At 70.4% G+C, this 22656-nt stretch carries 21 protein-coding genes; 4 read left to right on the top strand and 17 right to left on the bottom strand.

Annotation, left to right across the window (positions count from 1 at the left end):
* From Vau01_RS33445 to Vau01_RS33425, 5 genes are all read right to left on the bottom strand, one after another.
* A complete protein-coding gene (locus Vau01_RS33445; RefSeq protein WP_204001008.1) occupies positions 1-984 on the bottom strand; it encodes an aldo/keto reductase in 984 nt (327 codons plus the stop codon).
* A gap of 9 nt (positions 985-993) precedes the next feature.
* On the bottom strand, positions 994-1875 hold the full coding sequence (locus Vau01_RS33440; protein ID WP_204001005.1) for a helix-turn-helix transcriptional regulator: 882 nt from the start codon (positions 1873-1875) through the stop codon (positions 994-996).
* A 61-nt stretch (positions 1876-1936) separates the two neighbouring features.
* A complete protein-coding gene (locus tag Vau01_RS33435) occupies positions 1937-3301 on the bottom strand; it encodes an ABC transporter substrate-binding protein (protein WP_239152050.1) in 1365 nt (454 codons plus the stop codon).
* A gap of 12 nt (positions 3302-3313) precedes the next feature.
* Entirely contained in the window at positions 3314-4192 is an 879-nt protein-coding gene (locus Vau01_RS33430; protein ID WP_239152049.1) for a carbohydrate ABC transporter permease, read from the bottom strand.
* Between the two features lie 9 nt (positions 4193-4201).
* Positions 4202-5131: a carbohydrate ABC transporter permease gene (locus tag Vau01_RS33425; protein ID WP_204001003.1), complete on the bottom strand. Its 930-nt coding sequence runs from the start codon at positions 5129-5131 to the stop codon at positions 4202-4204.
* Positions 5132-5217: 86 nt separating this feature from the next.
* Between Vau01_RS33425 and Vau01_RS33420 the strand changes: the two genes are divergently transcribed.
* Complete coding sequence (locus Vau01_RS33420) at positions 5218-6351, top strand: ROK family protein (RefSeq protein ID WP_204001001.1); 1134 nt, start codon at positions 5218-5220, stop codon at positions 6349-6351.
* Between the two features lie 218 nt (positions 6352-6569).
* Here the strand turns inward: Vau01_RS33420 and Vau01_RS33415 are convergent, their stop codons facing one another.
* From Vau01_RS33415 to Vau01_RS33385, 7 genes are read right to left on the bottom strand one after another with little or no spacing between them, the layout of a single operon-like run.
* On the bottom strand, positions 6570-6923 hold the full coding sequence (locus Vau01_RS33415) for a hypothetical protein (protein ID WP_204000999.1): 354 nt from the start codon (positions 6921-6923) through the stop codon (positions 6570-6572).
* 60 nt (positions 6924-6983) lie between these two features.
* Positions 6984-7628, bottom strand: coding sequence for a response regulator transcription factor (locus Vau01_RS33410; protein ID WP_204001492.1), 645 nt, complete (start codon positions 7626-7628; stop codon positions 6984-6986).
* Positions 7628-9385 carry a sensor histidine kinase gene (locus Vau01_RS33405; RefSeq protein ID WP_204000997.1) on the bottom strand — a complete coding sequence of 586 codons (1758 nt, stop codon included), beginning with the start codon at positions 9383-9385 and terminating at the stop codon, positions 7628-7630. The genes Vau01_RS33410 and Vau01_RS33405 overlap by 1 nt, the downstream gene beginning before the upstream one ends.
* Positions 9386-9435: 50 nt before the next feature.
* Positions 9436-10953: an alpha/beta fold hydrolase gene (locus tag Vau01_RS33400; protein ID WP_204000995.1), complete on the bottom strand. Its 1518-nt coding sequence runs from the start codon at positions 10951-10953 to the stop codon at positions 9436-9438.
* Between the two features lie 28 nt (positions 10954-10981).
* On the bottom strand, positions 10982-11566 hold the full coding sequence (locus Vau01_RS33395) for a hypothetical protein (RefSeq protein WP_204000993.1): 585 nt from the start codon (positions 11564-11566) through the stop codon (positions 10982-10984).
* Entirely contained in the window at positions 11563-13209 is a 1647-nt protein-coding gene (locus tag Vau01_RS33390; RefSeq protein ID WP_204000990.1) for a hypothetical protein, read from the bottom strand. Before Vau01_RS33390 ends, Vau01_RS33395 begins: the two co-directional genes overlap by 4 nt.
* Positions 13206-14285 (bottom strand): lysylphosphatidylglycerol synthase transmembrane domain-containing protein, encoded by a 1080-nt coding sequence (locus Vau01_RS33385; RefSeq protein WP_204000988.1) that lies wholly within the window; start codon positions 14283-14285, stop codon positions 13206-13208. Before Vau01_RS33385 ends, Vau01_RS33390 begins: the two co-directional genes overlap by 4 nt.
* A gap of 152 nt (positions 14286-14437) precedes the next feature.
* Between Vau01_RS33385 and Vau01_RS33380 the strand changes: the two genes are divergently transcribed.
* Positions 14438-14584, top strand: coding sequence for a hypothetical protein (locus tag Vau01_RS33380; protein ID WP_204000986.1), 147 nt, complete (start codon positions 14438-14440; stop codon positions 14582-14584).
* Positions 14585-14590: 6 nt separating this feature from the next.
* Here Vau01_RS33380 and Vau01_RS33375 read toward each other — a convergent pair whose 3' ends face one another.
* Genes Vau01_RS33375 through Vau01_RS33360 form a run of 4 tightly spaced genes read right to left on the bottom strand, consistent with a single transcriptional unit; the run spans position 14591 to position 20642 of the window.
* Complete coding sequence (locus tag Vau01_RS33375; protein WP_204000984.1) at positions 14591-17704, bottom strand: alpha-L-rhamnosidase; 3114 nt, start codon at positions 17702-17704, stop codon at positions 14591-14593.
* Positions 17705-17708: 4 nt separating this feature from the next.
* On the bottom strand, positions 17709-18962 hold the full coding sequence (locus tag Vau01_RS33370; RefSeq protein WP_204000983.1) for an ABC transporter substrate-binding protein: 1254 nt from the start codon (positions 18960-18962) through the stop codon (positions 17709-17711).
* Between the two features lie 31 nt (positions 18963-18993).
* Positions 18994-19815 carry a carbohydrate ABC transporter permease gene (locus tag Vau01_RS33365; RefSeq protein ID WP_204000981.1) on the bottom strand — a complete coding sequence of 274 codons (822 nt, stop codon included), beginning with the start codon at positions 19813-19815 and terminating at the stop codon, positions 18994-18996.
* The gene (locus Vau01_RS33360) at positions 19812-20642 is read right to left on the bottom strand and encodes a carbohydrate ABC transporter permease (RefSeq protein ID WP_239152048.1); all 831 of its coding nucleotides are present in this window, start codon (positions 20640-20642) and stop codon (positions 19812-19814) included. The genes Vau01_RS33365 and Vau01_RS33360 overlap by 4 nt, the downstream gene beginning before the upstream one ends.
* Before the next feature lie 229 nt (positions 20643-20871).
* Between Vau01_RS33360 and Vau01_RS33355 the strand changes: the two genes are divergently transcribed.
* The gene (locus Vau01_RS33355; protein WP_204000977.1) at positions 20872-21912 is read left to right on the top strand and encodes a LacI family DNA-binding transcriptional regulator; all 1041 of its coding nucleotides are present in this window, start codon (positions 20872-20874) and stop codon (positions 21910-21912) included.
* 50 nt (positions 21913-21962) lie between these two features.
* Positions 21963-22409 carry a response regulator gene (locus tag Vau01_RS33350; RefSeq protein ID WP_204000975.1) on the top strand — a complete coding sequence of 149 codons (447 nt, stop codon included), beginning with the start codon at positions 21963-21965 and terminating at the stop codon, positions 22407-22409.
* Positions 22410-22421: 12 nt separating this feature from the next.
* Here Vau01_RS33350 and Vau01_RS33345 read toward each other — a convergent pair whose 3' ends face one another.
* Positions 22422-22595 carry a hypothetical protein gene (locus Vau01_RS33345; RefSeq protein WP_204000973.1) on the bottom strand — a complete coding sequence of 58 codons (174 nt, stop codon included), beginning with the start codon at positions 22593-22595 and terminating at the stop codon, positions 22422-22424.
* Positions 22596-22656: the final 61 nt, after the last annotated feature.

Raw genomic sequence — 22656 nt, 5'->3', positions numbered from 1 at the left:
TTACGAGAAGTAGGTGGGCAGGCGTGGGGTGTAGGGGTCTTCGAGGGCGGCCACCTCGTCGTCGGTGAGCCGCAGATCGAGCGCGGCCACCGCGTCGGCAAGGTGATGCGCCTTCGTCGCACCGACGATCGGGGCGGACACCACCGGGTTGCGCAGCACCCACGCCAACGCCACCTGCGCCATCGACACCCCACGACGCTCGGCGATCGCCTGCACCGCGTCGACGATCGCCCGGTCACTGTCCAGGAACAACGGACGACCGAACATGTCCACGGTCGGGTTCGACTCCCCCCGCGTGGTGCCCCGCCCACCCCACGGACGGGTCACCAGACCCGCCGCCAACGGCGACCACGGCAGACTCCCCACCCCCTGATCGGCGAGCAGGCCGAACATCTCCCGCTCCTCCTCCCGCTGCACCAGGTTGTACTGATCCTGCATCGACACGAACCGCGTCCACCCGTGGGCGTCGGCGGCGTGCTGCATCTTCGCCAACCGCCACGCCCACATCGACGACGCACCCAGGTAACGGGCCTTGCCCGCCTTCACCACGTCGTGCAACGCCTCCATGGTCTCCTCGACCGGCGTGTCCGGGTCGAACCGGTGGATCTGCAACAGGTCCACGTAGTCGGTGCCCAGCCGGGCCAGGCTCGCGTCGACCTGCTCCAGCACCGCCCGGCGGGACAGGCCACCGCCACCGGGGCCACCGTGCATCGGCCAGAAGATCTTCGTCGCCAGCACCACGTCATCGCGGCTCGTGTACTTCCTGACCGCCCGCCCGACGATCTCCTCCGACGTACCCCGGCCGTAGACGTTGGCCGTGTCCCAGAACGTGATCCCCAACTCGACCGCCTGCCGGAACAGCGGCCCGGCGGCGTCGTCGTCGAGGGTCCAGTCCCGGCCGGTGCCGGGAGCGCCGAAACTCATACAGCCCAACACGATCCTGCTGATCTTCAGACCGGAGCTGCCCAGACGCGTGTATTCCACGATGCTTCCTTATGGTTGGTCGGCCCGGACGGCGTCCAGACCTTCGGGGGACGCGGCCCAGCTGGCGAGCAACCGGAGGCCGTCCTCGGCGGCGCTGCCCGGCGCGGCGCTGTACGCCACGAGCACCTGGTCGGTGTCGCCGGACAACGGCAGCACCTCGGCCGCCAGCTCGATGTCCCCGATCACGGGGTGCCGGAACCGCTTGACGACATTCCGGTGGACGTAGACGTCGTGCGCGCCCCACCAGACGCGGAACTGGTCGCTGCGGGTGGCCAGCTCTCCGATCAGGTTGGACAGCTCCCGGTCGTGCGGGTTGCGGCCCGCCTCCACGCGCAACGCACCCACCGAGTCCCGCGCCACCCGGTCCCAGTCCGCGTAGAAGTAGGGCGCCCGGGCGTCGAGGAAGACGAACCGGGCGGTGTTCGCCGGCGCGAACCCCGCGGCGAAGATCGGTGCGTACAGCGCGCGGCCGAGCGGGTTGGTCGCCAGGATGTCGAACCGGTTGTTGCGGACGAACGCCGGGACCATGGTCATCCCGGCGAGCAGGTGCCGCACGGCGGGCCGAACCGCGGCCGGTGCGGGCGACCGCTTCGCGCGGGTCGACGGCGACGCGTTGGCGGTACCCGCAAGAGCGCGCAGGTGGGCCCGCTCGGTGTCGTCGAGCCGCAGCGCCCGCGAGACCGCGTCGAGCACGCTCTCCGAGACGCCGCGCAGGTTTCCACGCTCCAGCCGGGTGTAGTACTCGACGCTGACCCCGGCCAGCGCCGCGACCTCGCCCCGGCGCAGCCCGGCCACCCGCCGGTCGCCGTAGGCCGGGATGCCGGCCTGCCCCGGGCTGATCCGGGCCCGGCGCGAGGTCAGGAACTCGCGGATCTCACTGCGGTTGTCCACCACCCCACCGTAGACACGCCCGCGGGCGGCTGGGGGTCACTGTCATTACCCGTCAGCACCGTCATTGGGCCACCTTGAACAGCTCGTTCAGTTGCTTGTTGAGCTTGGTCAGCGACGACACCGGCTCGCTGCCGATGTAGATGGCGTCCATCCGCGGGTTCATCAGCGCGACGATGTCGGCGGCGTTCGTCGTGACGGGGAACAGGAACGTGGTGCCGTCCTTCACCTGGTCGGTGAACGGGGTGACGTCGAGATTGCGCTTGGTCTTGTTGAACGCGACCGCGAGTTCCGTTCCGGACGGCCGGGCCGGGAACACCACGCCGGACTCGCCGATGATGTTCTGGCACCGCTCACCCGACATGAACCTGACCCACTTCGCCGCGTTGTCCGGTTGCTTGGAGAACTTCGTCACCGAGTCGGCGAGGCCGTTGAACATGGAGGCGCGCTTGCCGGTGGGGCCGATCGGCGTCGGCGCGATGCCGATCTCGAGCTTCTTGCCGGCGCCGTCGGTGAGGTTGCTGAACGTCGAGATCATCCACGAACCGCTCAGGCCCATCGCCGAGATCCCGGACTGGATCTGCTTGTCGGTGCCGACGGAGTTGGCGCCGCCGATCTCGGCGTAGGTGGGCATGAATCCCTTGCGTACCAACCCGAAGTACCAGCTCAGCGTCTCCTGGAACGGGCGCTGGTCGAGGTTGAACGTCGTTCCCCACGGGTTCCGGTCGGTCGCCTGCCAGCCGGCGCTGCCGGTGAACGCCGACCACTGCGTCTGCCCCCAGCCGGCGCCGCCGGAGCCCTCGGCCGCCAGGCCGTGCAGCTTCACCCGGTTCCTGTCGAACCCGGGTTGGTCGCCGCGCACGCCCTTCTCGTCGATCGTCAGGTGCGCGACCAGTTTCTCGAACGTGCCGCCGTCGCGCGGGTTCCAGGTGAGGTCCCGCAACGTCGCCGGGTCGACGCCGGCGGCGCGCAGGGCGGCGGCGTCGTAGAACAGGGCGATGGTGTCCCAGTCCTTCGGCGCGCCGTACCGCTTGCCGTCCTTGCCCTTCCACAGTTCCGCCAGCCCCTGCTGGTAGTCGCCGTCGCTGATGTCGCTGGTGGGCCCGAGGTCGTCGAGCGGTCGCAGCACCTTCAGGTCGACGTACTGCGCGAACTTCGACAGGTGGTCGGTGAACACGTCGGGCGCGGTGTCGGCGATGAAGCCGGCGGTGAGCTTGGACCAGTAGTCGTTCCACCCCACCTGGCTGATGTGCACCCGCAGGCCGGGATTCTCCTGCGCGAACGCGTCGGCGCACTTCTGGTAGCCGGGCTGCTGCGCCGAGTCCCACAGCCAGTACTCGATCGCGCCGTCCTCACCGCCCGGTCCGCTACCGCATCCGGTGAGCAGGCCGAGCCCGAGGATCGCGGCGGCCGTCAGCTGCTTGATCATGCCCGCCGCCCCTCACTTGATCCCGCTGAAGCCGATGGAGTTGACGATCCGTCTGGCGAACGCCATGAACAGCACCAGCATCGGCAGCGCGGCGACGAGCGTGGCGGCCATCAGCCCGGCCCAGTCGGGCCCGGTCTGCGGGGTCTGCGACTTGAAGACGCCCAGCGCCACGGTGAGCACCCGCGAGCTGTCGGTGTAGCTGACCATCAGCGGCCAGAAGTAGTCGTTCCAGGAGGTGATGTAGGTGAGGATCGCCAGGGTCGCCAGCGGTGCCGACGACATCGGCACGATGAGCGTGAAGAAGACCCGCACCTTCGACGAGCCGTCGACGAGCGCCGCCTCCTCGACCTCGCGCGAGATACCGAGGAAGAACTGCCGGAGGAAGAAGACGGCGAACGGTGTCATGAGCATGGTCGGCAACGCGATGCCCAGCAGCGAGTCGATGAGCCCGAGTTGCTTGATGAGCACGAAGTTCGGCAGCAGCGTGAAGATCGCCGGGATCATCAGGCCGGCGAGGAAGAACCGGAACACCGTCTCGCGGTGCCGCCACTTCAGCCGCGCGAACGCGTACGCCGCCATGGCCGAAAAGAACACCTGCCCGACGGTGATGAGCGTAGAGACGATGATGGAATTGAACAGGTAACGCCAGAAGTTGATGGGCTGTCCGGCGCCGCCGGCGTCGATCGCCTCCTGCCCGGTCTGCACGCCGAACACCCGCTCGAATCCACCCATCGAGGGCTGCACGGGCAGGAGGCTGTCGGAGTTGGCGTAGATTGCGTTGTTGCTCGACAACGCGGTGCGCAGCACCCAGTAGAACGGGAACAGGCTCGCGAGGATCACGGCGATCATGAAGGCCCACGCCAACGCGCGTCCGATATTGAGGTTCTTCATGTCGCCTCCTCAGTCCAGATCGGACGTGTCGGCCCGGGCGACCCGGTACTGGACGAACGTGATGACGACGAGCACGAGCAGCAGCGCCACCGACATCGCCGAGGCGTAGCCGAACTGGAAGCGCCCGAACGCGACGTCGTAGATGTAGTACTGCAGCACCCGCGACGAGTCGACCGGCCCGCCGCGCGTGGCGATCGCGACGGTGTCGAACACCTGGAACGACCCGACCACCGTGATGATGAGCACCAACGCCAGAATGGGGCGCAGCAACGGGACCGTGATGCTACGGAACATCCGCACCTCGCTGGCGCCGTCGATGCGGCCCGCCTCGTAGACGGTCTCCGGAATCGTCTGCAGGCCGGCGAAGATGAGCAGCGCGGTGTATCCGACGTGCCGCCACACGTTGATGACGGCGATCGTCGGGATGACCCACGTATCCGAGGACAGGAACGGGATCCGGTCGAAGCCGAGCGCCGCGATGACGTTGTTGCCGATGCCGAGCTGGTAGTCGAGGATCCACAGGAACACCATCGCCGCCACCACGTTCGACACAAGGTACGGCGTGAGCACGATGCCGCGCAGCCAGGTGCGCTTCGTCAGCCGCTGCATCATCACCGCGATCACGAGCGCCAGCGCGGTCTGCAGGCCGATGTTGATGACGACGTAGTACAGCGTCACCTTCAACGCGTTCCAGAACACCGGGTCCTGCACCATGCGGACGTAGTTGTCGAGCCCGGTGAACTCCGGCGGGGTCAACAGGTTGAACTTCGTGAAGCTCAGGTAGATGCCGCGCAGCGTCGGCCACACCATGAAGACGAGGAAGCCGACCAGGGCGGGCAGGATGAACGCGATCGCGAGGCGGGTGTCGTCCTTGGGTTTGCGGGACCGGTGTGCCGGGGGCACGGGCAACACCTTGGCGCGCTCGGTAGCGGTGACCATGGTTCCCCCTAAGGTCACTTATTTTCAAGCAGATTGAAAATAACCCGAGGGAACCGGTAAGACAAGGCGCTGCGTAGTCTTGTCGCGTGGTCCTGTCCGCCGCGGAACTGGCCGTCACCCGGTACCTCCTGGTTCACGGGCCGGCGACGCGCGCCGTGCTCGGCGACCATCTCCAACTGTCGTACGCGTCGATGTCGCGGTTGGCCCGGTCCCTGCTCGGTGGCGGCATCATCGCCGAGGACCTCGAACCGGAACCGGGCGTCGGCCGGCCCCGTCAGATCCTGTCGGCGGTGTCCGGCGCCCGGCACGTCGTCGGCTGCAAGCTCACCGGTGACACCGCCTACGGCGTCGTCTGCGACATGTTCGGCGAGATCCGGGCGACCGCGCGGGCCGCGTTACCGGCGCGCGACAGCGACGGCGCGGTCCCGGTCGCCGCGGCCGCGAAGACCGTCGCGCAACTCGCCGGCAAGCTCGCCCGCAAGGTGCCGTCGCTCGACGGGATCGCCGTGTCCGTCGGCGGCATCGTCACCGACCGGACGATCGTGCGGGAGGGCACGTTCCTCGGCTGGCACGACACCGACTTCGCCGCACCGCTGCGGCGGCGCACCGGACTGCCCGTGGTCGTCACCAACGACGTCACCGCGCTCGCCCGCGAGGAACTGTGGTTCGGGGCCGGCCGCACCCACGCGACGTTCGGTCTGATCACCATCGGCGCCGGCATCGGCTTCGGCGTGGTGCGCGAGGGCGTCGTCGTCGAGGAACTCATCGACAACGGCCACCTGCTGGCCCACGCGCCGCTCGACGGCCGCGGCCCGCGGTGCGGCATCGGTCATGCCGGGTGCGTGGCCGCCTACCTGAACCGCGAAGACCTCGAACACCGGCTCTCCCGGCCGGTCACCTTCACCACGCTGCTCGACGCGCGCGCCGCCGGCGACCGGGCCGCCGCCCGCGCGCTCGACGACGCGGGCCGGGCACTGGGCCACCTCGCCGCGACGTTCGCCGGCGCCCTGCAGACCACCCGCATCGTGCTCGCCGGCGAGGACGTGGCCGCGATCGCCAACTCCGACACCATGAACACCGCTGTCGCCGACCGGCTCCGCCCGGGCCCCGGCGAGTCTCAGCGGTGCGCCCTCGACATCACCACCGCCCCGCTGAGCTTCAACGACTGGGCCCGCGGCGCCGCCGTGGTCGGCATCCAGCACATCCTCGGCGCGCTCTGATACTGCAACCGGGTGCGCCCGTTCCCGCGGCGGCTCTGCCGGAGTGACTGACGTCGTCAGGTCGGCCGCTCAAGATCACCGTCCGAGGAACAAACCTGAAGTCCTACTGCGGGTTTCTTCCTGAAACGGCGATCTTGGCGACCGCGGACCCGCACGCCGCCCACGTCGTCCTCCGCCGCGGCGATCGACGAAGGGTCGACCGCGGGTGTGGCTGGAGTCTAGGTCCAGAGCGCGGCGACCGCGGCGTTGGTGAACGCGAGCACGCCGATCGCGGCGAACTGCGTCCGGTTGCCGGCGCCGCCGCGGCGGGTCGTCACCGAGTAGACGCCGAACAGGGCGGCGATCAGCACGGCGATGCCCAGCTTCACCGCGAGTTTGGCGTGGTTCAGTTCGATGTCGTCGGGGAACGGGATCGCCAGCAGCAGGCCGCTGCCGATCGCGGCGCCGAGCCCGATCCGCATGATCACGCTGAGCTCGTAGCGGCCCGCGACGAACTGCGCGAGGAAGCCGCCGAGCAGCATCGCGAAACCGACGAGGTGCACCAGCACCAGAATGGACCGCAGCAGGGTCATCACGTCTCCTCAGGTCACGTCATCTGCATGACGCGCCGCACCGGGCAAACGTGACCGGATTCAGGACCGCAGATACAAGAGGACGGCGAGGACCCGCCGGGACTGGCTGCTGGCCGTCGGGATGCCCAGTTTGTCGAAGACGGTCGACACGTACTTCTCCACCGCCCGCAGCGTGATGACGAGCCGGTCGGCGATGCCCTGGTTGGAGTGGCCGCTGGCCATCAGTTCGAGCACCTGCCGCTCGCGCGGGGTGAGGCGGCCGAGCGGGTCGTCGACGCGTCGCTTCGACAGCAGCGTCGACACGATCGACGGGTCGATGGCCGAACCGCCGCGCGCCACCCGGCGCACCGCCGTGAGGAACTCGTCGACGTCGCTGATGCGGTCCTTGAGCAGATAGCCGACGCCGTCGGCGGAGTCGGCCAGCAGCTTCATCGCCAGCCCCAGCTCCAGGTACTGCGAGAGGACCAGCACCGCCACCGACGGATGGCGCTGCCGGATCTCGACGGCGGCCCGCAGCCCCTCGTCCTGATGGGTCGGTGGCAGCCGGATGTCCAGGATCGCGACGTCGGGGAGCTCGACCGCCATTTCGCGGCGCAGTTCGTCGGCGCTCTCGCACCGGGCGATCACCTGGAACCCGCCGTCGGTCAGCAGTCGGGCCAGCCCCTCGCGGAGCAGCACACTGTCCTCGGCGATCGCCACCCGCATCACGGCTTCTCCTCGACGTCACAAGGGATCTCGGCGCGGACCCGGGTGCCCCGGCCGCGCGGCGTCCACACCCGCAGTTGGCCGCCGAGCGCCTCCACCCGGTCGGCCAGGCCGCGGAGACCCGTGCCGCGTTCGGTGTCGGCGCCGCCGACGCCGTCGTCGACGACCTCCACCACCAGCCGCCCGTCGCCGCGGTCGACGTCGACCGAGCACCGGGTGGCCTGTGCGTGCTTGCCGATGTTGGCGAGACTCTCGCAGACCACGTAGTACGCGGCGACCTCGACCGTCTCGGCGAGGCGGCCGTCGAGCCGCACCGTCAGCCGCACCGGGACGGCCGCCCGCGCGGCCAACGACTCCAGGGCCACGGCCAACCCGTGGCCGCTGAGCACGGCCGGGTGCAGACCGCGGGCGACGTCGCGCAGCTCGTCCAGCGACAGCGCGATCTCGCGTTTCGCCTGGGTCAGCGCGGCCCGCGCGGCGGGATCGGATCCGAGCTGCCGCTCCAGCACACCGAGGTCGAGCGACAACGCGATGAGCCGCTGCTGCGCCCCGTCGTGGAGGTCGCGTTCGAGGCGCTGCCGTTCCCGCTGGCCGGCCTCCAGCACGCGGGCGCGGGAGCCGCGCAGCTCCTCCAACCGGGCGTGCAGGTCCGACCGCAACCGGCCGTTCTCCAGCGCGATGGCCGCTCCCGCGCTGACCGCGTCGAGCAGGTCGCGCTCGTCGGAGAGGGACGGGTCGTGCACGAGCGCCGCGACCGGTTTGCCGTCGCGCTCGATGACGGTCGCGGCCCGGCCCCCGTCATCGGCGCCGTCGCCGTTCGGGAGCGTCACCGGGCGGCCGGCCTCGTCGGCCCAGGACGCGTACTGCGGAAGCCAGTACACCAGCGACAGCGACGGGTCGCGCAGCGCGCGGGCGAGTGCCGCCCGCAGATCGGTGGGGTCGTCCCGCAGTCGCACGAACAGCTCCGCCCCACCCACCCGGCCGAGATGGGCGTCGAGCACCCCGATCAGGAACGCCACCGGTGCCAGGCCGAGCACCAGCAGGCTGAGCTGCTGCACGACCGGGAACCCCGGTCCCGGGGCCAACCCCATCAACAGCAGGGCCGCGATCATGATCAGGCCGAGCGCGAACACGTCCAGGATCAGCGTCGCGGTGCGGCGCCGCGGCCGGCCGCCGGCCAGCCGACGCCGCACGATCACCACGAGACCCGCCAGCGCCGACCCGCTGAGGACGACGAGGATCCCCGCGTGCACCGCGTCGCCGACCGCGGGCAGGTCGACGACCGCGAACGCGTTGTCGGACCCGAACGACCCCAACGCCATGACCGCCACCTGACCGACGATCGTCACCACATACCCCGTCGCCACGAGGACGCGGTCGAGGCGACCGGTGAGCCGCCCGTCCGGAAACGCCAGGAAGACGTGCAGGAACAGGACCAACGGCAGCAGGTCCAGGACCTGCCCCACGGAGTGGACGACCACGTTGTCGGCGCGGCCGAGGGTGGTCAGCGCCATGCCGAACCCGGCCGCGACCATCAGCATGCCCAGCCGGCTGCCCGGTCGTCGCCACCACGCGAGCAGTCCACAGAGGACATAGATCGAGATCATCCAGGCGAACAGCAGCGCCGGCCCCCACGGCGCGTCGACGCGCCCGCTGGTGAACGCGAGCCACACCGAACCGAAGACGGCGAAGAGCGTGCAGACCGCGATCGACCCGGCCGTCGCCCGGCTCAGCGATGCGTACCCATCGGCGATCATGACTCTCCCAGCGTCCTGCACACGGTACCGCCGGGAAGAAGCACTCTCCACTATGCGGGCAGCGGTTGGCCGGGGCAGTACCGCGGCGTCGCGGGCAGGACGCCGTGCGCCAGGAACGCCGTGACGGTGTCGTTGCCGCACCGCGAGTCGGTGATCAGGTAGGCGCCGTGGCCGCCCTGGTCGATGCTGACCATCGCGGCGGCGGAACCGAGTGCCCGCAGCAGGCCGAGCGCGCCGATCCACGGCGTCGCCGGGTCGCGCAGGTTCTGCACGATGAGCACGTTGCGGCGACCGCCCGGGGTCACCCGCACGGGCGGCTCCGGCGGCGGGTACGGCCAGAACGCGCAGACGCCGACGTTGGCCGGTTGCCCGGCGGTCGCCGGGAACAACCGACGGTCTACCGCCACGTTGCGGCGGTAGACGTCGACGTCGCGGGGCCAGGCGACGTCGTTGCAGCCGATCGCGGCCATGATCGAACTCTGGTTGTCGGCCGGCACCTCCGGCCAGGCGGCGAGGTGTGGCTGAGCCGGCGGCGCGGCGAGGCGAGGCGCAGCCGGCCCCGCGCCGGCGGTGCCCGCCAGGTACTGCCACGTCGCCGCCAGGGTGGGGAAGTTGCTGTCGCGGTAGAGCTGGAAGTGGGTGTACCCGCGGAGCACGTTGCCGTTGACCACGGTGCCGTCCGGCAGGGTGACCGGGGTGACGTCGAAACGTGCGGCGAGGGCGTCGAACGTCGCCCGGACCGCAGCGGCCGTGGCGCCGAGGCCGTAGGTGGCGTCACGCGCCGCCGCCCAGCCGGTGAAGTCGGGCAGCCGCAGTTCCACGGCGGGTCCGAGCAGCAGCTTCTGCGCGTACCCGTACCGGGCGGGGTCGATGGCGCTGTCGAGCACGAACCGGTCGGCCCGGTCCGGGTACCTGGCCCGGTAGACCGTGCCGAGATAGGTGCCGTAGGAGTAGCCGAGGTAGGAGATCCGCCGCTCCCCCAGGGCCCCGCGGATGCGGTCCAGGTCCCGCGCGGTGTTGGCGGTGCTGATGTGCGGCAGCACGTCGCCGACGTGGACGGCGCATCCGGCGGCGGCCGCGCGCACCGCCGCGGCGGTGCGGTCGATGGATCCGTCGGGGTCCGGATAGTCGAACACGTCGGGCGGGATGTCGGTGGGGATGTGGCAGCTGATGGGTGCGCTGGACCCGACGCCGCGCGGGTCGAAGCCGATGAGGTCGTACCGGTCGAGGATCTCCGGCGACATCAGCGGTGCGTACATCGAGGGCAGCTCCAGGCTGATGTCACCGGGTCCGCCGGGGTTCAGCACGAGGACACCGCGACGCAGGCCCGGTTTCGCGGTGCGGATCGACGAGACGACGACGCCGATGCTCCGCCCGCGCGGTGCGCGGTAGTCCAGCGGCACCCGCACGGTGGCGCAGCGCATGCGCGGGTCGGGCTCCGCGCCCACCCGCGACGGCGGGCAGTCGCCCCACGCCAAGCCGGTTCCCCCGGTGGCGGCGGACGCCGGTGCCGGCAGCGGCAGCGCCGCGGACAGCAGCACGGCGGCCAGGAATCGCTGACCCTTCAACGGTTTCTCCTTGTCGCGGGTGCCGGGCTCAAGGGTCGAGATGCAGGTGGCCGTCGCTGGCCGCCTTGATCTGGCGGTCCAGCGTGGCGCGCGGGACGAAGCCGAGAACGCCGGAGATCTCCGCGCCGCGCAGGTCGGCGCCGGCGCCGGACAGGTCGAACCGCAGCGACGTGCAGGCGCCCGGCGAGACGTAGTAGATCCGGTCGGTGTAGCGGGTGGCGCTGGTTCCCGGCCGGTCGTAGCGGCGCATGCCGTCGAACCGGCTGGAGACCTCGCGGGCGGCGCCGAGGTCGCAGTCGGCGGCGAAGTCGAGGGTGGCGGTGTCGTCGTCGCGGCCGTAGCGGTGGGTGAACTCGATGCGGGCCTTGCCGTTCACCACCTCGAAGACGGTCATGAGCCAGTCGGTGACGTCGTCGTTCAGGCACGGGACCGCCGACGCGGTGGGCACCGACTGGGCCAGCAGCACCTGCATGCCGCTGGGCTCGTCCGGTGGCTGCTGGCACCGCAGTGGACGGGTGGCCGGATCGGGCCCGTCGGGTCCGATGTAGACGTCGCCGCAGCCGCCCGTCGCGAGCAGCAGCAGCGCCGTGATCAGTGCGAGACGTGTGTTCACAACGGACTGTCCAATAGCTCGATGACGACGATGGCGGTGATCAGCCCCACGAACAGGGCCCAGACGGTCAGCGCGATCCGCTGCATGCTCCAGCGTTGGATGCGGATCGGCTGCGGCTGGCGCGGGAGCAGCGCGCAGAACTCGGCGTGCAGGTCCTTGTGCCGGGCCCGCATCATCGCCCGGAGCTGCGACGGCATGGTGAGGCCGCGGGTGGCGGCGAACGCCTCGACGATCTCGTCCACCGTGAACTTGGCGGTGGCCCGCTCGTAGACGCGTTCGGCGTCGGTGCGCAGGGCGAGGACAAGCATCATGTTGCCGAGGTCGACGGCCTGCCGCCACGGGCTGGGCCGTACCTGCCCGAACGCCGAGTCGATGACGTGCAGCGTGCCGTCGCGCACCATGAGGTTGGCCGGTTTGATGTCGCGGTGGGCGAGGCCGGCCTCCCACAGCTGCCGGACGATGTCCAGTCCCTGGTCGATGATCGCATCGTCCACATCGGACTCACCGATCTCCGTGGCGCCGTCGAGCATCTCGGTGACGAGAAGGTACTCCCGTTCCGGGGTGATCTCGACGATGCCGTACGGGTGGGGCACGGGCAGGCCGCCGTCGCGCATGACGCGGAGCATGTAGTCCTCGTACTGCACCAGTCGCCGGACGGTGTTGAACGCCTTCTCGTCCTCCAGCCGCCCGTACATCAGCGTGCGGCCGAGCTTGTACCAGCGGTCGGAACGCATGTGATTGACGGCGTACAGCTTCGCGAACAGGTACGTCTCCGGCTCGCCCTTCACGGTGACCCGCATCGGCGTGGAGCCGCCGGAACCGGCCAGCCCGACCGGCTTGATCTCCACCGGGATCACCCCGAGCTGGTCGTTCAGCGCCCGCTCGATCGCCTGCAGCCGGCGGCCGGTCAGGTCGAGGTGCGCGGTGCGGCCGCGCCGGTAGGAGACCGGGTACACCGACGTCGGTGTGAACAACCGGAACGCGGCCAGCGGGATCGCGACCCCGAACACCACCCCGTTCAGGACGTCGGTCGGCGCGTCCTGGGCGAGGTACAGCCGGGACAGGGCGGTCACGGCGACGACCGCGCCGACGACGAGCTTTCCCCACTCCCGCGCGCGGCCGGCGGGAACCAGCGCGTACAACACGTTGACGCCCACCGCCGCCAGCACGGCCATCGGCCGCGACGGCATGGCGAAGCCCTCCCAGTCCCCCAGGATCTCCACCCCCACCGGGCGCGGACGTTGGATCAGGCCCGCCGCGACCTCGGTGACCGTGGTGACCGCGAGCACCGCGCCGATCCAGACGAACAGGTGCCGCCACCGCCGCCACACCAGCAGAATCACCAGCGCGACCCACCACGTCACCAGCAGCACGTGCGAGGTCGCGGGCTGGCCCGCCACCTTCATCGCGGTCGTCAGCCAGGGCGTGCGCACCGCGCTCAGCCACTCCAGCACCCGGTGGTCGAGCACGACGAGCCACAGCGCCGCGCGCGGCCACACGGCGACCACGAGCCAGTAGACGATGATCGCGGCGGCCACCAGCAGCCAGCCCCAGCCCGACGCGTTGAGCTGGTGCGGCAACGGCGGCGCCTCGCCGGACGGGCGGCGGCGTGGACTCTTGCGCGTCGGCGCGGGCCGCGTCACGTCTCCACCACCGTTCCCGAGTCCGACAAAGGTGGGGCGGAGTCGAGCCAGGAGCGCTTGCGCCGCCAGTACAGGTACGTGAGGCCGCCGATGGCGATCGGCAGCACGAACGTCAGCAGTCGGTGCAGGAGGACCGCGGCCACCACGGCGGCGTCGTCACCGCCGGCCCGGGTGAGCCCGGTGATCAGCGCCAGTTCCACCACGCCGACCCCGCCGGGCGTGATCGGGATCGCGGTCACCAGGCGGGCGAAGGCGAACACCACGAGGACCTCGGCCCAGCCGACCTGCCGGTCGGTCACCCCGGTCACGCGCAGCGCCACGAGCAGCACCAGGTACAGCGAGAGGTGGCTGACCAGTGTGCTCACCGTCAGCGCGTGCCACCGGTGCCGCACCAGACCGATCACCCGGCCGCGCCACTTCGTCACCGCGAGGTCCCACCCGTGCACCGGGCCGCGGCGGGCCAGCCGCAGCAGCGCCGACGCCCACCGTCCGGCGGTGATCCCGGCCCGCGCGGCGAACGTCTCGCTGCGCAGGATCAGCGCGAAGACGGCGACCGCCGCGATCAGCGCGACCAGGCCGATCGTCGCCGCCGTCGTCCGGCCGCCGCCGGGACGGCCCTGCAGCACGACGATCGCCAATGCCAGCACCGGCATGCCGAGCTTGATGAAGTTGTTCCAGATGCCGGTGACGACCACGAACAGCGTGCCGCGCGACCGGGAGAAGCCCCACGAGGACAGCATCGTGTAGGTGAGGCCGACCGCGACCGCTCCGCCGGCGGGCACCGCGTTCGACACCGCCGTGGTCGACTGGGTGAGCACCGCCGCCTGCGGCAGCCGCAGTCCCGGCGTCGCGACCACCACGACGAACCAGTACGTGAGCAGGTTCCAGGCGGCGGCCAGGAGCAGGATCGCGATCTCTGCCGGCGTCAGGTCGCGGATCACGGCCGTCACCTCGGAGAGGTTGGCGAACTGCCGGAAGACGAACCAGATGATGACGCCGACCAGGGCGACCGACACCGCCACCTGCGCCACTCGACGCGCGGCGGGCGAACGGATCACATTCCAGCGGCGTTCCATGCATCGACGGTCGCCGACGGACGCCGTTCGGGGAAGCCGGCCCACCGGTCGCCGGGAGTACGGGTTTCTGGTGTACGCCGCCAGAAACCCGTACCGGCCGGGCACCGGCCTGCCGGCTTCCGCCGGTCGCCCGGACCGGCGACGGTGGCTGGATGAAGAGCCGCGTCATCCAGGACGACCCCGACGACGACGCGTCGCCACCGGAACAGCGCCCGGCCGGACCGTCGCCGGGGCCGGCCCCGCGGAGCCGGCCCCGGCTGCTCGCCCGTATCCTCGCGTGGTTCCGCCGGGACCGGTGACCCGCGTCAGCGCGTCGACGTGGTGAACGTGTACGTGCCGGACGGGACCCGGTAGACGGCGTGGCCGCCGTCTACGTGGACGAAGTCGGCCCGGGTCGGGGTGGGGCCGGGTCGGCCGCCGAGCGTCGGCACCCGGACCTCGGCGGTGGTGTTCGTCGGAACGGTGACGGTGAGCCGGAACCCCGTGCTGCTCCGGGTCCATTCGGAGCGGGCGGTGCCCTGCGGGGTCCGGTAACTGCCCGTCACGTGGGTGAGGTCGCCGACGACCGTGGGTTGGATGACCAGCTGCCGGTAGGCGACGGAGGCCGCGCGGATGCCCGCGAGTCCACTGTGGAACCACTCCTCGATCTGGGCGAGGATCATGTGGTTCTTCGAGTCGCCGCGGTTCCACCGTTCGCCGACGGTCGTCATGCCGCCGGGGTTGGCGGTGGTCGGCTGCAGGAAGAACCCGTAGCTGGGCTGGTCGTCCTGCTGCAGAAGGTCCCAGAGGACGTCGTCGCGGCCGCCGGCCGCCAGCGCCCGCACCGTCGGCGCCATGCCGATGGTGCCGCCGCTGAAGTGCGGGCCGGTTCCGTTGGGGTGGAAGGCGTATACGAGTTCGACCAGGGCGTCGAGCACGGCGCCGCGTTCGCCGTCGGGCACGAGGCCGGCGTCGAGGGCGAGCGCCTGCGCGGTCTGGGTGGCGCCGGTGGTGCCGGCGTTCCCGTCGGTGGTGTAGCGGCGCAGGGTCGTGTTGTAGAAGGCCGCGTTGAACGCCGCCCGGATGTCGGCCGCCCGCGCCGTGTACCTGGCCGCGTCGGCGTCGTGACCGGTCAGCGCCGCCATCGTGGCGAGCCTGGTGGTCATCACGTAGTAGCCCCACGTGCCGGTGATCCGGCCCGAGGTCTGGTCGGCGGCGACCCAGTCGGCCAGTGCCGCGTCGACGATGTGTCCGACGGCCTTCTGCCGCTCGATGTAGTCGGCGAACCTGACCATGTTGTCGTAGTACCGGGTCATCGTGCCGGTGTCGCCGTACAACTCGTAGAGCATCGACGGCACCAGGATGATCGCGTTGCCCCAGTTGATCTCGTCGCCGAACCGGCCCGCGTAGCCCCAGTCGTAGACGGGTGTCTTCAGCGCGACGTTGCCGGCCATCGGAGTGTCCGCAATGGACTGTCCCTCGACCAGGTGCCGCATCGTGGTGCGCAGGTACGCGTCCAGTTGGTGGTTGCGGTGGATCGCGCCCATCGGCATCGTGTAGTCGGCCGGGTACGACAGCTTCTCCCGGCCGGGGCAGTCGGTGAACACCGACATGACGTTGCCGGCGAAGGAGTACCGGGCCATCGTGTGGATCCGGTTCACCCGCGCGTTCGACGTCGTCACCTCCCCCGCCACCGGCGTGGCCGCCTGCAGCCGCAGCCCGGTGATCGTCTCCGCCGTCGGCACGTAGCCCGCGGGCAGGCCGGTCACCTGGACCCACTGCATGCCGAAGTAGTTGAACTCCGGGTGCCACGTCTCCCCGCCGGGCGTCCCCGCGGTCGTGTACGTGTTGAACAGGTCGCGGCCGCGGCCGCCGCCACCACCCATCAACGACGCCTGATCCACGGTCCCGTCGGGAGCGAGGGACTCCGCCGGCGACATGCGCACGACCGTGCCGGCCGGAACCCCGCCGCGCAGGCGCAACCGCGGCCAGCCGACGATGTTCTGCCCGAAGTCGAACACCCACGTGCCCGGCACCGGGTTGGTCACCGAGACGGGGGTGAACGTCTCGACGACCTTCACCGGTTCGGCCGTGCGGGCGACCAGCCTCGTCGCGAGGTTCGGTGCCGGCGCGATGCCGGCGTCGATCCACCCGGTGGCGGTGCCGTCGCGGCGTTTCGCCGTCGCCGACAGGTCCGCGTCCGGCCGGTCCCAGCCGGGTTGTTCGCGGCGGGCGTCGTGGTCGGCGCCGGAGTACCAGGCGTCGGTCACCAGCGCGCCGAGGGCCGTGCGCCACCGGCGGTCGGAGACGACGACCTCGCTCCGCCCGTCGGCGTAGGCGATCTCCAGCCGGGCGATCAGCCGCGGCGTCACCGCCGCGCCCGCGCTGGGGTCGCTCGCGGCGATGTTGTTTCCGGACGCGGTGACCGACGCGCCCGCCGGGTGCGGCTTGGACAGCGCGGGCGTGACCGTGATGTCGGTGGCGCCGATCGCGGTGATGACCCGGGACTCCAGGTTGTCGCCGCCACCGCCGGTGTCGACGTTGATGGTTCCGCCCACGTGGTAGTTGGCGACGGTGTCGAGCGTCACGACGGTGGCGCCCGGCGGGGTGTCGGCGGCCAGCACACCGGCGCCCTTGAGCTGGCTCTGCCACCACGAGTACGGCGCCGTACGCCCGACCGCCGGGTTCGTGACGCTGCGCCGCACGTACGCCGGCCCGTTGCCCAGCCGCACGCCGACGGTGTTCGCGCCGCGCCGCAGGACGTCGGTGACGTCGTACGTGCGGTACTCGCTGGACAACTGGTAGTTCGAGTTGCCCGGTGCGAGGACCTCGTCCGTCAGGACCCGCCCGTTGACCGTCGGCGCGTGCAACCCCACGCCGGACAGGTACAGGCGGGCGCCGCGGACGCGTCTGTCCACAGTGAACTGACGCGCGAAGACCGGCATCGGCTGGCTCTCCGCGCGTCCGGGGTACTCGATCCAGCGCGCGTCACCCCAGTCCTCCGGGCGCAGCAGGCCCATCTCCCACGACGACGGCCGGCTCCAGTCGGAGACGCGGCGGCCGGCGTCCCAGACCCGCACCTGCCACGCCACCCGCTGGCGGGAGGCCAGCGCCTTTCCGGCGTACCGGATGCCGGCCTGCGCCGACGAGGCGACCCGGCCGGTGTCCCACAGGTGCCGGCCGGTCGTCCGATCCGTCACCCGGATCTGGTACGCCGTCTGCCGGTCGCCCGGACACACCGGCCGCGATCCGCACCCGGTCTGTACGATCTGCCAGCCCAGAACCGGGGTGGTGTTGTCGATGCCCGGCGGTACGTCGGTGCGGCCGTCGACGCTGAGGTCGACGACCTCGACGTCCGGTCGCGATCCGGCGGACGCGGGCGATGGTGGTGCGGTCACGATCAACGTCAGCGACAGTCCCAGTGCCGCGAGCAGGCGCATCGGGTCACGCTCCGGCCTTGTAGTCGGCGTCCATCGCGGCGAGGACCTTGTCCGGGGTGGACTGTCCACTGAAGATCTCCTGCAGACCCGAGAGCATGGTCTGCTGCACCTTCGCGTTGGGCCACAACTGGTCCATGAAGGGCACCGTGCGGTTGCCGGTGATGAACGTCGACACCTCGGCGAGGGCCGGGTCCACCGTGGAACCGCTGTCGGGCAGGGACGGCAGGCTGCCCTGCTTCTGGTTGAACAGGCTCATGCCCGCCGGCGACATGATGTAGGTGATGAACTTCAGCGCCAGGGCCTTGTTCTTCGCCTTGGCGTTGACGCCGTAGCCGGCGCCGGCGGCGGCCGGCATGATGACCCGTGCCGGGTCGTCGATCGCCGGCAGCGCCTTGAGGGTGAAGGTGCCGGCCGGGTTCTTCTTCTTCAACAGGGCGACGATCCAGTTGCCCTGCACGATTCCGAGCGTCTTCCCGGTGGCGGCCAGGTCCTGGCTCGCCTCGTAACTGGTGCCGAGCGGGTTCTTCTGGAAGCAGCCGGTGCGGTCCATCTCGAGGTACTTGGCCATCGCGGTCTTCCACGCGGAGTTGGCGAACGTGGCCTGGCCGGCCTGCATCTTCTTGTCGAAGTCCTTGTCGTCGGCGTAGACGGTGGTGGCGACGAGGGCGTAGAGGACGATCTGGGTCACCCAGTTGTCCTGCAGCCCCAACGCGAACGCCGGTGTTCCCTTCGCGGCGGCGTTGCGGCAGAACGTCAGCAGGTCGGTGTACGTCGCCGGCGGGGTGAGGCCGGCCTTGGTCATGGCCTCCTGGTTGTAGACCGCGCCGATCCCGTTGAGCCCGAAGACCGCGTTGTAGGTCTTCCCGTCGTACTGCGCGACGCTCTTCACCGCCGCCGGGTACCGGCCCGCCCACGGCTGGTCGGAGAGGTCGAGCAGGTATCCCGGCTTGGCCACCACGTAGGTCGCGCCGGGATTGCCGTTGCCCGGCCACACCGACATGACGTCGGGCGCCGTGCCGGACGACAGCTGGGTGCGGATCTGTTGCTGGTACTGGTCGGCGCCGCTCGTCGTGAAGTTGACCTTGACGCCCGGGTTGGCCGCCTCGAACGCCTTGACGACGTCTTCGATCGAGCCCTGGTCGACCGACGCGAGGGTCAGGGTCTTGTCGTCCGAATCGGAGCCGGCGTTGGTGCCGCCGCTGCAGGCGGCCATGAGGCTGGCGGCCGCGAGCAGTAACGGCAGGACGGATTTCTTCATGGTGTCTCCCGCGGGGTGGGTGGTGGGTGGGTCATCCGCGCAGCCCTCCGGCGAAGCCGTTGATGATGCTGCGTTGGAGCGCGAAGTAGACGGCCAGCACCGGGATGATGCTGATGACGAGGGCAGCGAAGATGAGGTTCCACTCCGACACGTACTGGCCGACGAACCCGGCCAGCGCGACGGGAACCGTCTGCTGCGCGCTGCCGCTGAGGTACAGCAGCGGGGTGAAGAAGTCGTTCCACACCGCGACGGTGTTGAGCACCAGCGCGGTGACCGTGACGGGTTTGAGCATCGGCACGACGACGTACCGGAACGCCTGCAACGGGGTGCAGCCGTCGATGAGGGCGGCGTCCTCGAAGTCGCGCGGCAAAGCGCGCAGGAAACCCGTGTACAGGAACGTGGTGAACGGCACCTGCAGCCCGGAGTAGAACAGGATCAGCGCGTACGGGGTGCCGAGCAGGCCGAGGTCGCGCATCGTCTGGTACAGCGGCAGCGCGGCGAGCTGGAACGGCAGGATCAGGCCCAGCATGATGAGCAGGAACATGCCGCGCGACCACCGCGCGGTCACCCGGGCCAGCGGATAGGCCGCGAGCGAGGAGACGACGAGCACGACGAACACGCTGCCGACGGTCACCAGGGTGCTGTTGACGAGCGCGCCGCCGAGCGCGCCCTGCTCCCAGGCCTGGGTGAAATTCTCAAATGTCGGCGACGTCGTGGGCCGGATCGGTGACGACGTGTCCGACGGCGCCCGCACGGCGAGGTTCACCAGGACGTACACCGGGAACCCGATGACCGCCGCGACGGCGACCATCACCAGTTCCAGCCCGAAGGTGCGCCAGCGGTAGCGGTTCATGACACCCGCCGTTCGCCGCGCGCCAGCACCAGGTACTGCCCCGACGACACCACCGCGACGATGATCGTGAGGACCACCGCGAGCGCGATGCTGTACCCGAACTCGCCGAGCGTGAACGCGTCCTTGTAGATCAGCGTCGACAGCGTGTCGGTCGCGTGTCCCGGGCCGCCGCCGGTGAGCGCGTACACCTGGTCGAACAGCTTGATGCCGCCGATGATCGACAGCATCAGGTTGATCGTGAACGCGGGCGCGAGCAGTGGCCGCGTCACCGACCAGAAGAGCCTTGTCGGACCGGCACCGTCGATCGCCGCGGCCTCGTACACCTCGCGCGGGATCGACTGCAGGCCGGCCAGGAAGATGACCATCGAGTAGCCGGCGAACTGCCACACGATCACGGCGACGATCGACCACAACGCCAGTTGCGGGTCGCCGAGCCAGTCCTGCTTCCACGACTCCGGCCCGATCGCACCGATCAGGCTGTTCACCGCCCCGTCCGGGCCGAGCAGGTTCCGCCACAGGTACGCGGTGACGATCGGCGTGATCACCGCCGGCGCGAACAGGAACACCCGCAGCACGTTGCGCGATTTGATGGCGGAGTTGACGCCCAGCGCCAGCAGCAGCCCGATCCCGTTCTGGACGACCGTGATGGCCACGGCGATCAGCAGCGTGTGCCAGATCGCGGCCTTCGCGTCGGGATCGCGGGTCATCTCGACGAAGTTGTCGAGCCCGACGAACGAGAAGTTGGGGTCCAGGCCGTCCCAGTCGGTGACGGCGTACCAGACGCCGCGGGCGCTCGGCACCAGCACCACGAACGCGAAGAGCAGCATGGCCGGCAGCAGGAACCACCACGGCGGGTTCGGGCGGGCCCCGCGCTTGGCCGGATGAAACGTTTCATCCGTATCGTCTGTGGGTAACGTTTTCCAAAGCATTGCGGCGACCCTAGGAGGTCAGCGACGACGCCGTCAAGGGCGACGTCCACGCGAAGGCGGTGTTCACTGTCAACGTTGCCTACGAGCTAAGATCGCGGGGAACGTTTCCCATCACCACTGAGGACCCATGGATCGCTCGGCACCGCCCCGGCGGGTCACCATCGTCGACGTCGCGCGGCACGCCAACGTGTCGACGACCACCGTGTCCAAGGTGCTGCGCAACGCCTACGGCGCCAGCCCCGCCATGCACCAGAAGGTCCGCAAGGCGATCGCCGAACTGGGGTACCGGCCGCACGCCGCCGCACGCGGCATGCGCGGCCAGACCTACACCATCGGCGTCATGCTGCCCGACATCCGCAACCCGTTCTTCGCCGACATCCTCGACGGCGTCAACGAGCAGCTGACCGACACCGAGTACCAGGTGCTGCTCGGGCGCGGCTACAACGGCGAGGCGGCCGAGGAGCGCGTCACCGACACGATGCTCGACCACCAGATGGACGGCGTCATCCTCATCGCCCCGGTGTCGTCACGGGCCCGCCTCGACCACATCGCGGCCACCGTGCCGATGGTCGTCGTCGGCCGGCACGCGCGGTCGGCCGCGTACGACTCGGTTGCCGACAACGACACCGCGGGCGCCGCGCTCGTGGTCGAGCACCTGGCCGGCCTCGGCCACCGCCGCATCGCCCACATCGAACACCACGAGACCGACCGCGACCGCCTCGCCGAGATGCCCAACGCGATCCGCGCGCAGGGCTACCGGCAGGCGATGCACGCCCACGGCCTGGCCGACGAGGTCGACATCGCGTCGACCACCTACACGCAGCAGGGCGGCTACCTCGGTGCGCGGCAGCTGCTCGCCCGGCCGGTTCGCCCCACCGCGATCTTCGCCGGCGCCGACATCGTGGCGATGGGCGCCATCCAGGCGATCGCCGAGGCCGGCCTCTCCGTACCCGACGACATCTCCGTCGCCGGCTACGACAACACCATGTTCGCCGCGTTCGACCCGATCTCGCTGACCACCGTGGACCAGGCGGGCCGCCAGATCGGCGCGAACGCCGCCCAGCTCCTGGTGTCGCGGATCGTCGACCGCGGGCGCCGCTCGACCCAGGTGACCCTCTCCCCCACGCTGGTGGTGCGCCGCACCACGGCCGCACCCCGGGAGGAGTAGCCCGCGCCCTCGCCGGGCGCCGGGCCGGTCGACGGCCTAGGATCCGGCTCGTGACAACTGACCCGCCCCCGCTCCAGGTTCTCGTCGTCGAGGACGACCTCGGTGACGTCGCACTGGTGGAGGGCGCCTTCGCCGAGCACAGCGTCGCCAGCGACCTGCACCATGTCGCCGACGGCGCCGAGGCCCTGGCGTTCCTGCGCCGTGAGGCGCCCTACGGCGACGCGCCGAGGCCCGACCTGATCCTGCTCGACCTCAACATGCCCCGCGTCGACGGCCGCCAGACGCTGGCCAACATCAAGTCGGACGACGACCTGAAGTCGATCCCGACGATCGTGTTCACCACGTCGGCGGCGGAGAACGACGTCTCGTCGAGCTACGACGCCCAGGCCAACGCCTACGTGACCAAGCCAATCAACCTCGACGACTACGAGCGGGTCGTGAGCGAGATCCGCAACTTCTTCGGCCACACCGTCGCGCTGCCACGACGGGTGGCCTGACCTCTTTCCGCCTCAGGATCCGGGCCTGGCGCGCTCCTCCGCGCCGGCGGCCGGCTCGACGTCGAACGGGTGGCGCAGCCGCCGCATGGCCTCCGTGCTGCCGTCGACGGCCGGCTGGTCGGGCTCTTCGGCGGCCGCGCCGCCGGGGGAGATGAAGATACGAGCCCGTTCGTCCGATTCACTCATGTGGCACCTTTCCGGTGACTGGTGTGCGCCTGAGCGCGCGGCCGGGCCCCCATGGCACACC

Source organism: Virgisporangium aurantiacum, from assembly GCF_016863635.1.
Taxonomy (GTDB): Bacteria; Actinomycetota; Actinomycetes; order Mycobacteriales; family Micromonosporaceae; genus Virgisporangium; species Virgisporangium aurantiacum.
This window is presented reverse-complemented; position numbering and strand designations above follow the sequence as displayed.

Excerpts from the sequence above, each read along its gene's own strand:
- Vau01_RS33435 (WP_239152050.1), bottom strand. The coding sequence starts at position 3,301 with ATGATCAAGCAGCTGACGGCCGCCGCGATCCTCGGGCTCGGCCTGCTC.
- Vau01_RS33430 (WP_239152049.1), bottom strand. The coding sequence starts at position 4,192 with ATGAAGAACCTCAATATCGGACGCGCGTTGGCGTGGGCCTTCATGATC.
- Vau01_RS33425 (WP_204001003.1), bottom strand. The coding sequence starts at position 5,131 with ATGGTCACCGCTACCGAGCGCGCCAAGGTGTTGCCCGTGCCCCCGGCA.
- Vau01_RS33415 (WP_204000999.1), bottom strand. The coding sequence starts at position 6,923 with ATGACCCTGCTGCGGTCCATTCTGGTGCTGGTGCACCTCGTCGGTTTC.
- Vau01_RS33410 (WP_204001492.1), bottom strand. The coding sequence starts at position 7,628 with ATGCGGGTGGCGATCGCCGAGGACAGTGTGCTGCTCCGCGAGGGGCTG.
- Vau01_RS33405 (WP_204000997.1), bottom strand. The coding sequence starts at position 9,385 with ATGATCGCCGATGGGTACGCATCGCTGAGCCGGGCGACGGCCGGGTCG.
- Vau01_RS33385 (WP_204000988.1), bottom strand. The coding sequence starts at position 14,285 with ATGGAACGCCGCTGGAATGTGATCCGTTCGCCCGCCGCGCGTCGAGTG.
- Vau01_RS33380 (WP_204000986.1), top strand. The coding sequence starts at position 14,438 with ATGAAGAGCCGCGTCATCCAGGACGACCCCGACGACGACGCGTCGCCA.
- Vau01_RS33375 (WP_204000984.1), bottom strand. The coding sequence starts at position 17,704 with ATGCGCCTGCTCGCGGCACTGGGACTGTCGCTGACGTTGATCGTGACC.
- Vau01_RS33370 (WP_204000983.1), bottom strand. The coding sequence starts at position 18,962 with ATGAAGAAATCCGTCCTGCCGTTACTGCTCGCGGCCGCCAGCCTCATG.
- Vau01_RS33365 (WP_204000981.1), bottom strand. The coding sequence starts at position 19,815 with ATGAACCGCTACCGCTGGCGCACCTTCGGGCTGGAACTGGTGATGGTC.
- Vau01_RS33360 (WP_239152048.1), bottom strand. The coding sequence starts at position 20,642 with ATGCTGCTCTTCGCGTTCGTGGTGCTGGTGCCGAGCGCCCGCGGCGTC.
- Vau01_RS33355 (WP_204000977.1), top strand. The coding sequence starts at position 20,872 with ATGGATCGCTCGGCACCGCCCCGGCGGGTCACCATCGTCGACGTCGCG.
- Vau01_RS33345 (WP_204000973.1), bottom strand. The coding sequence starts at position 22,595 with ATGAGTGAATCGGACGAACGGGCTCGTATCTTCATCTCCCCCGGCGGC.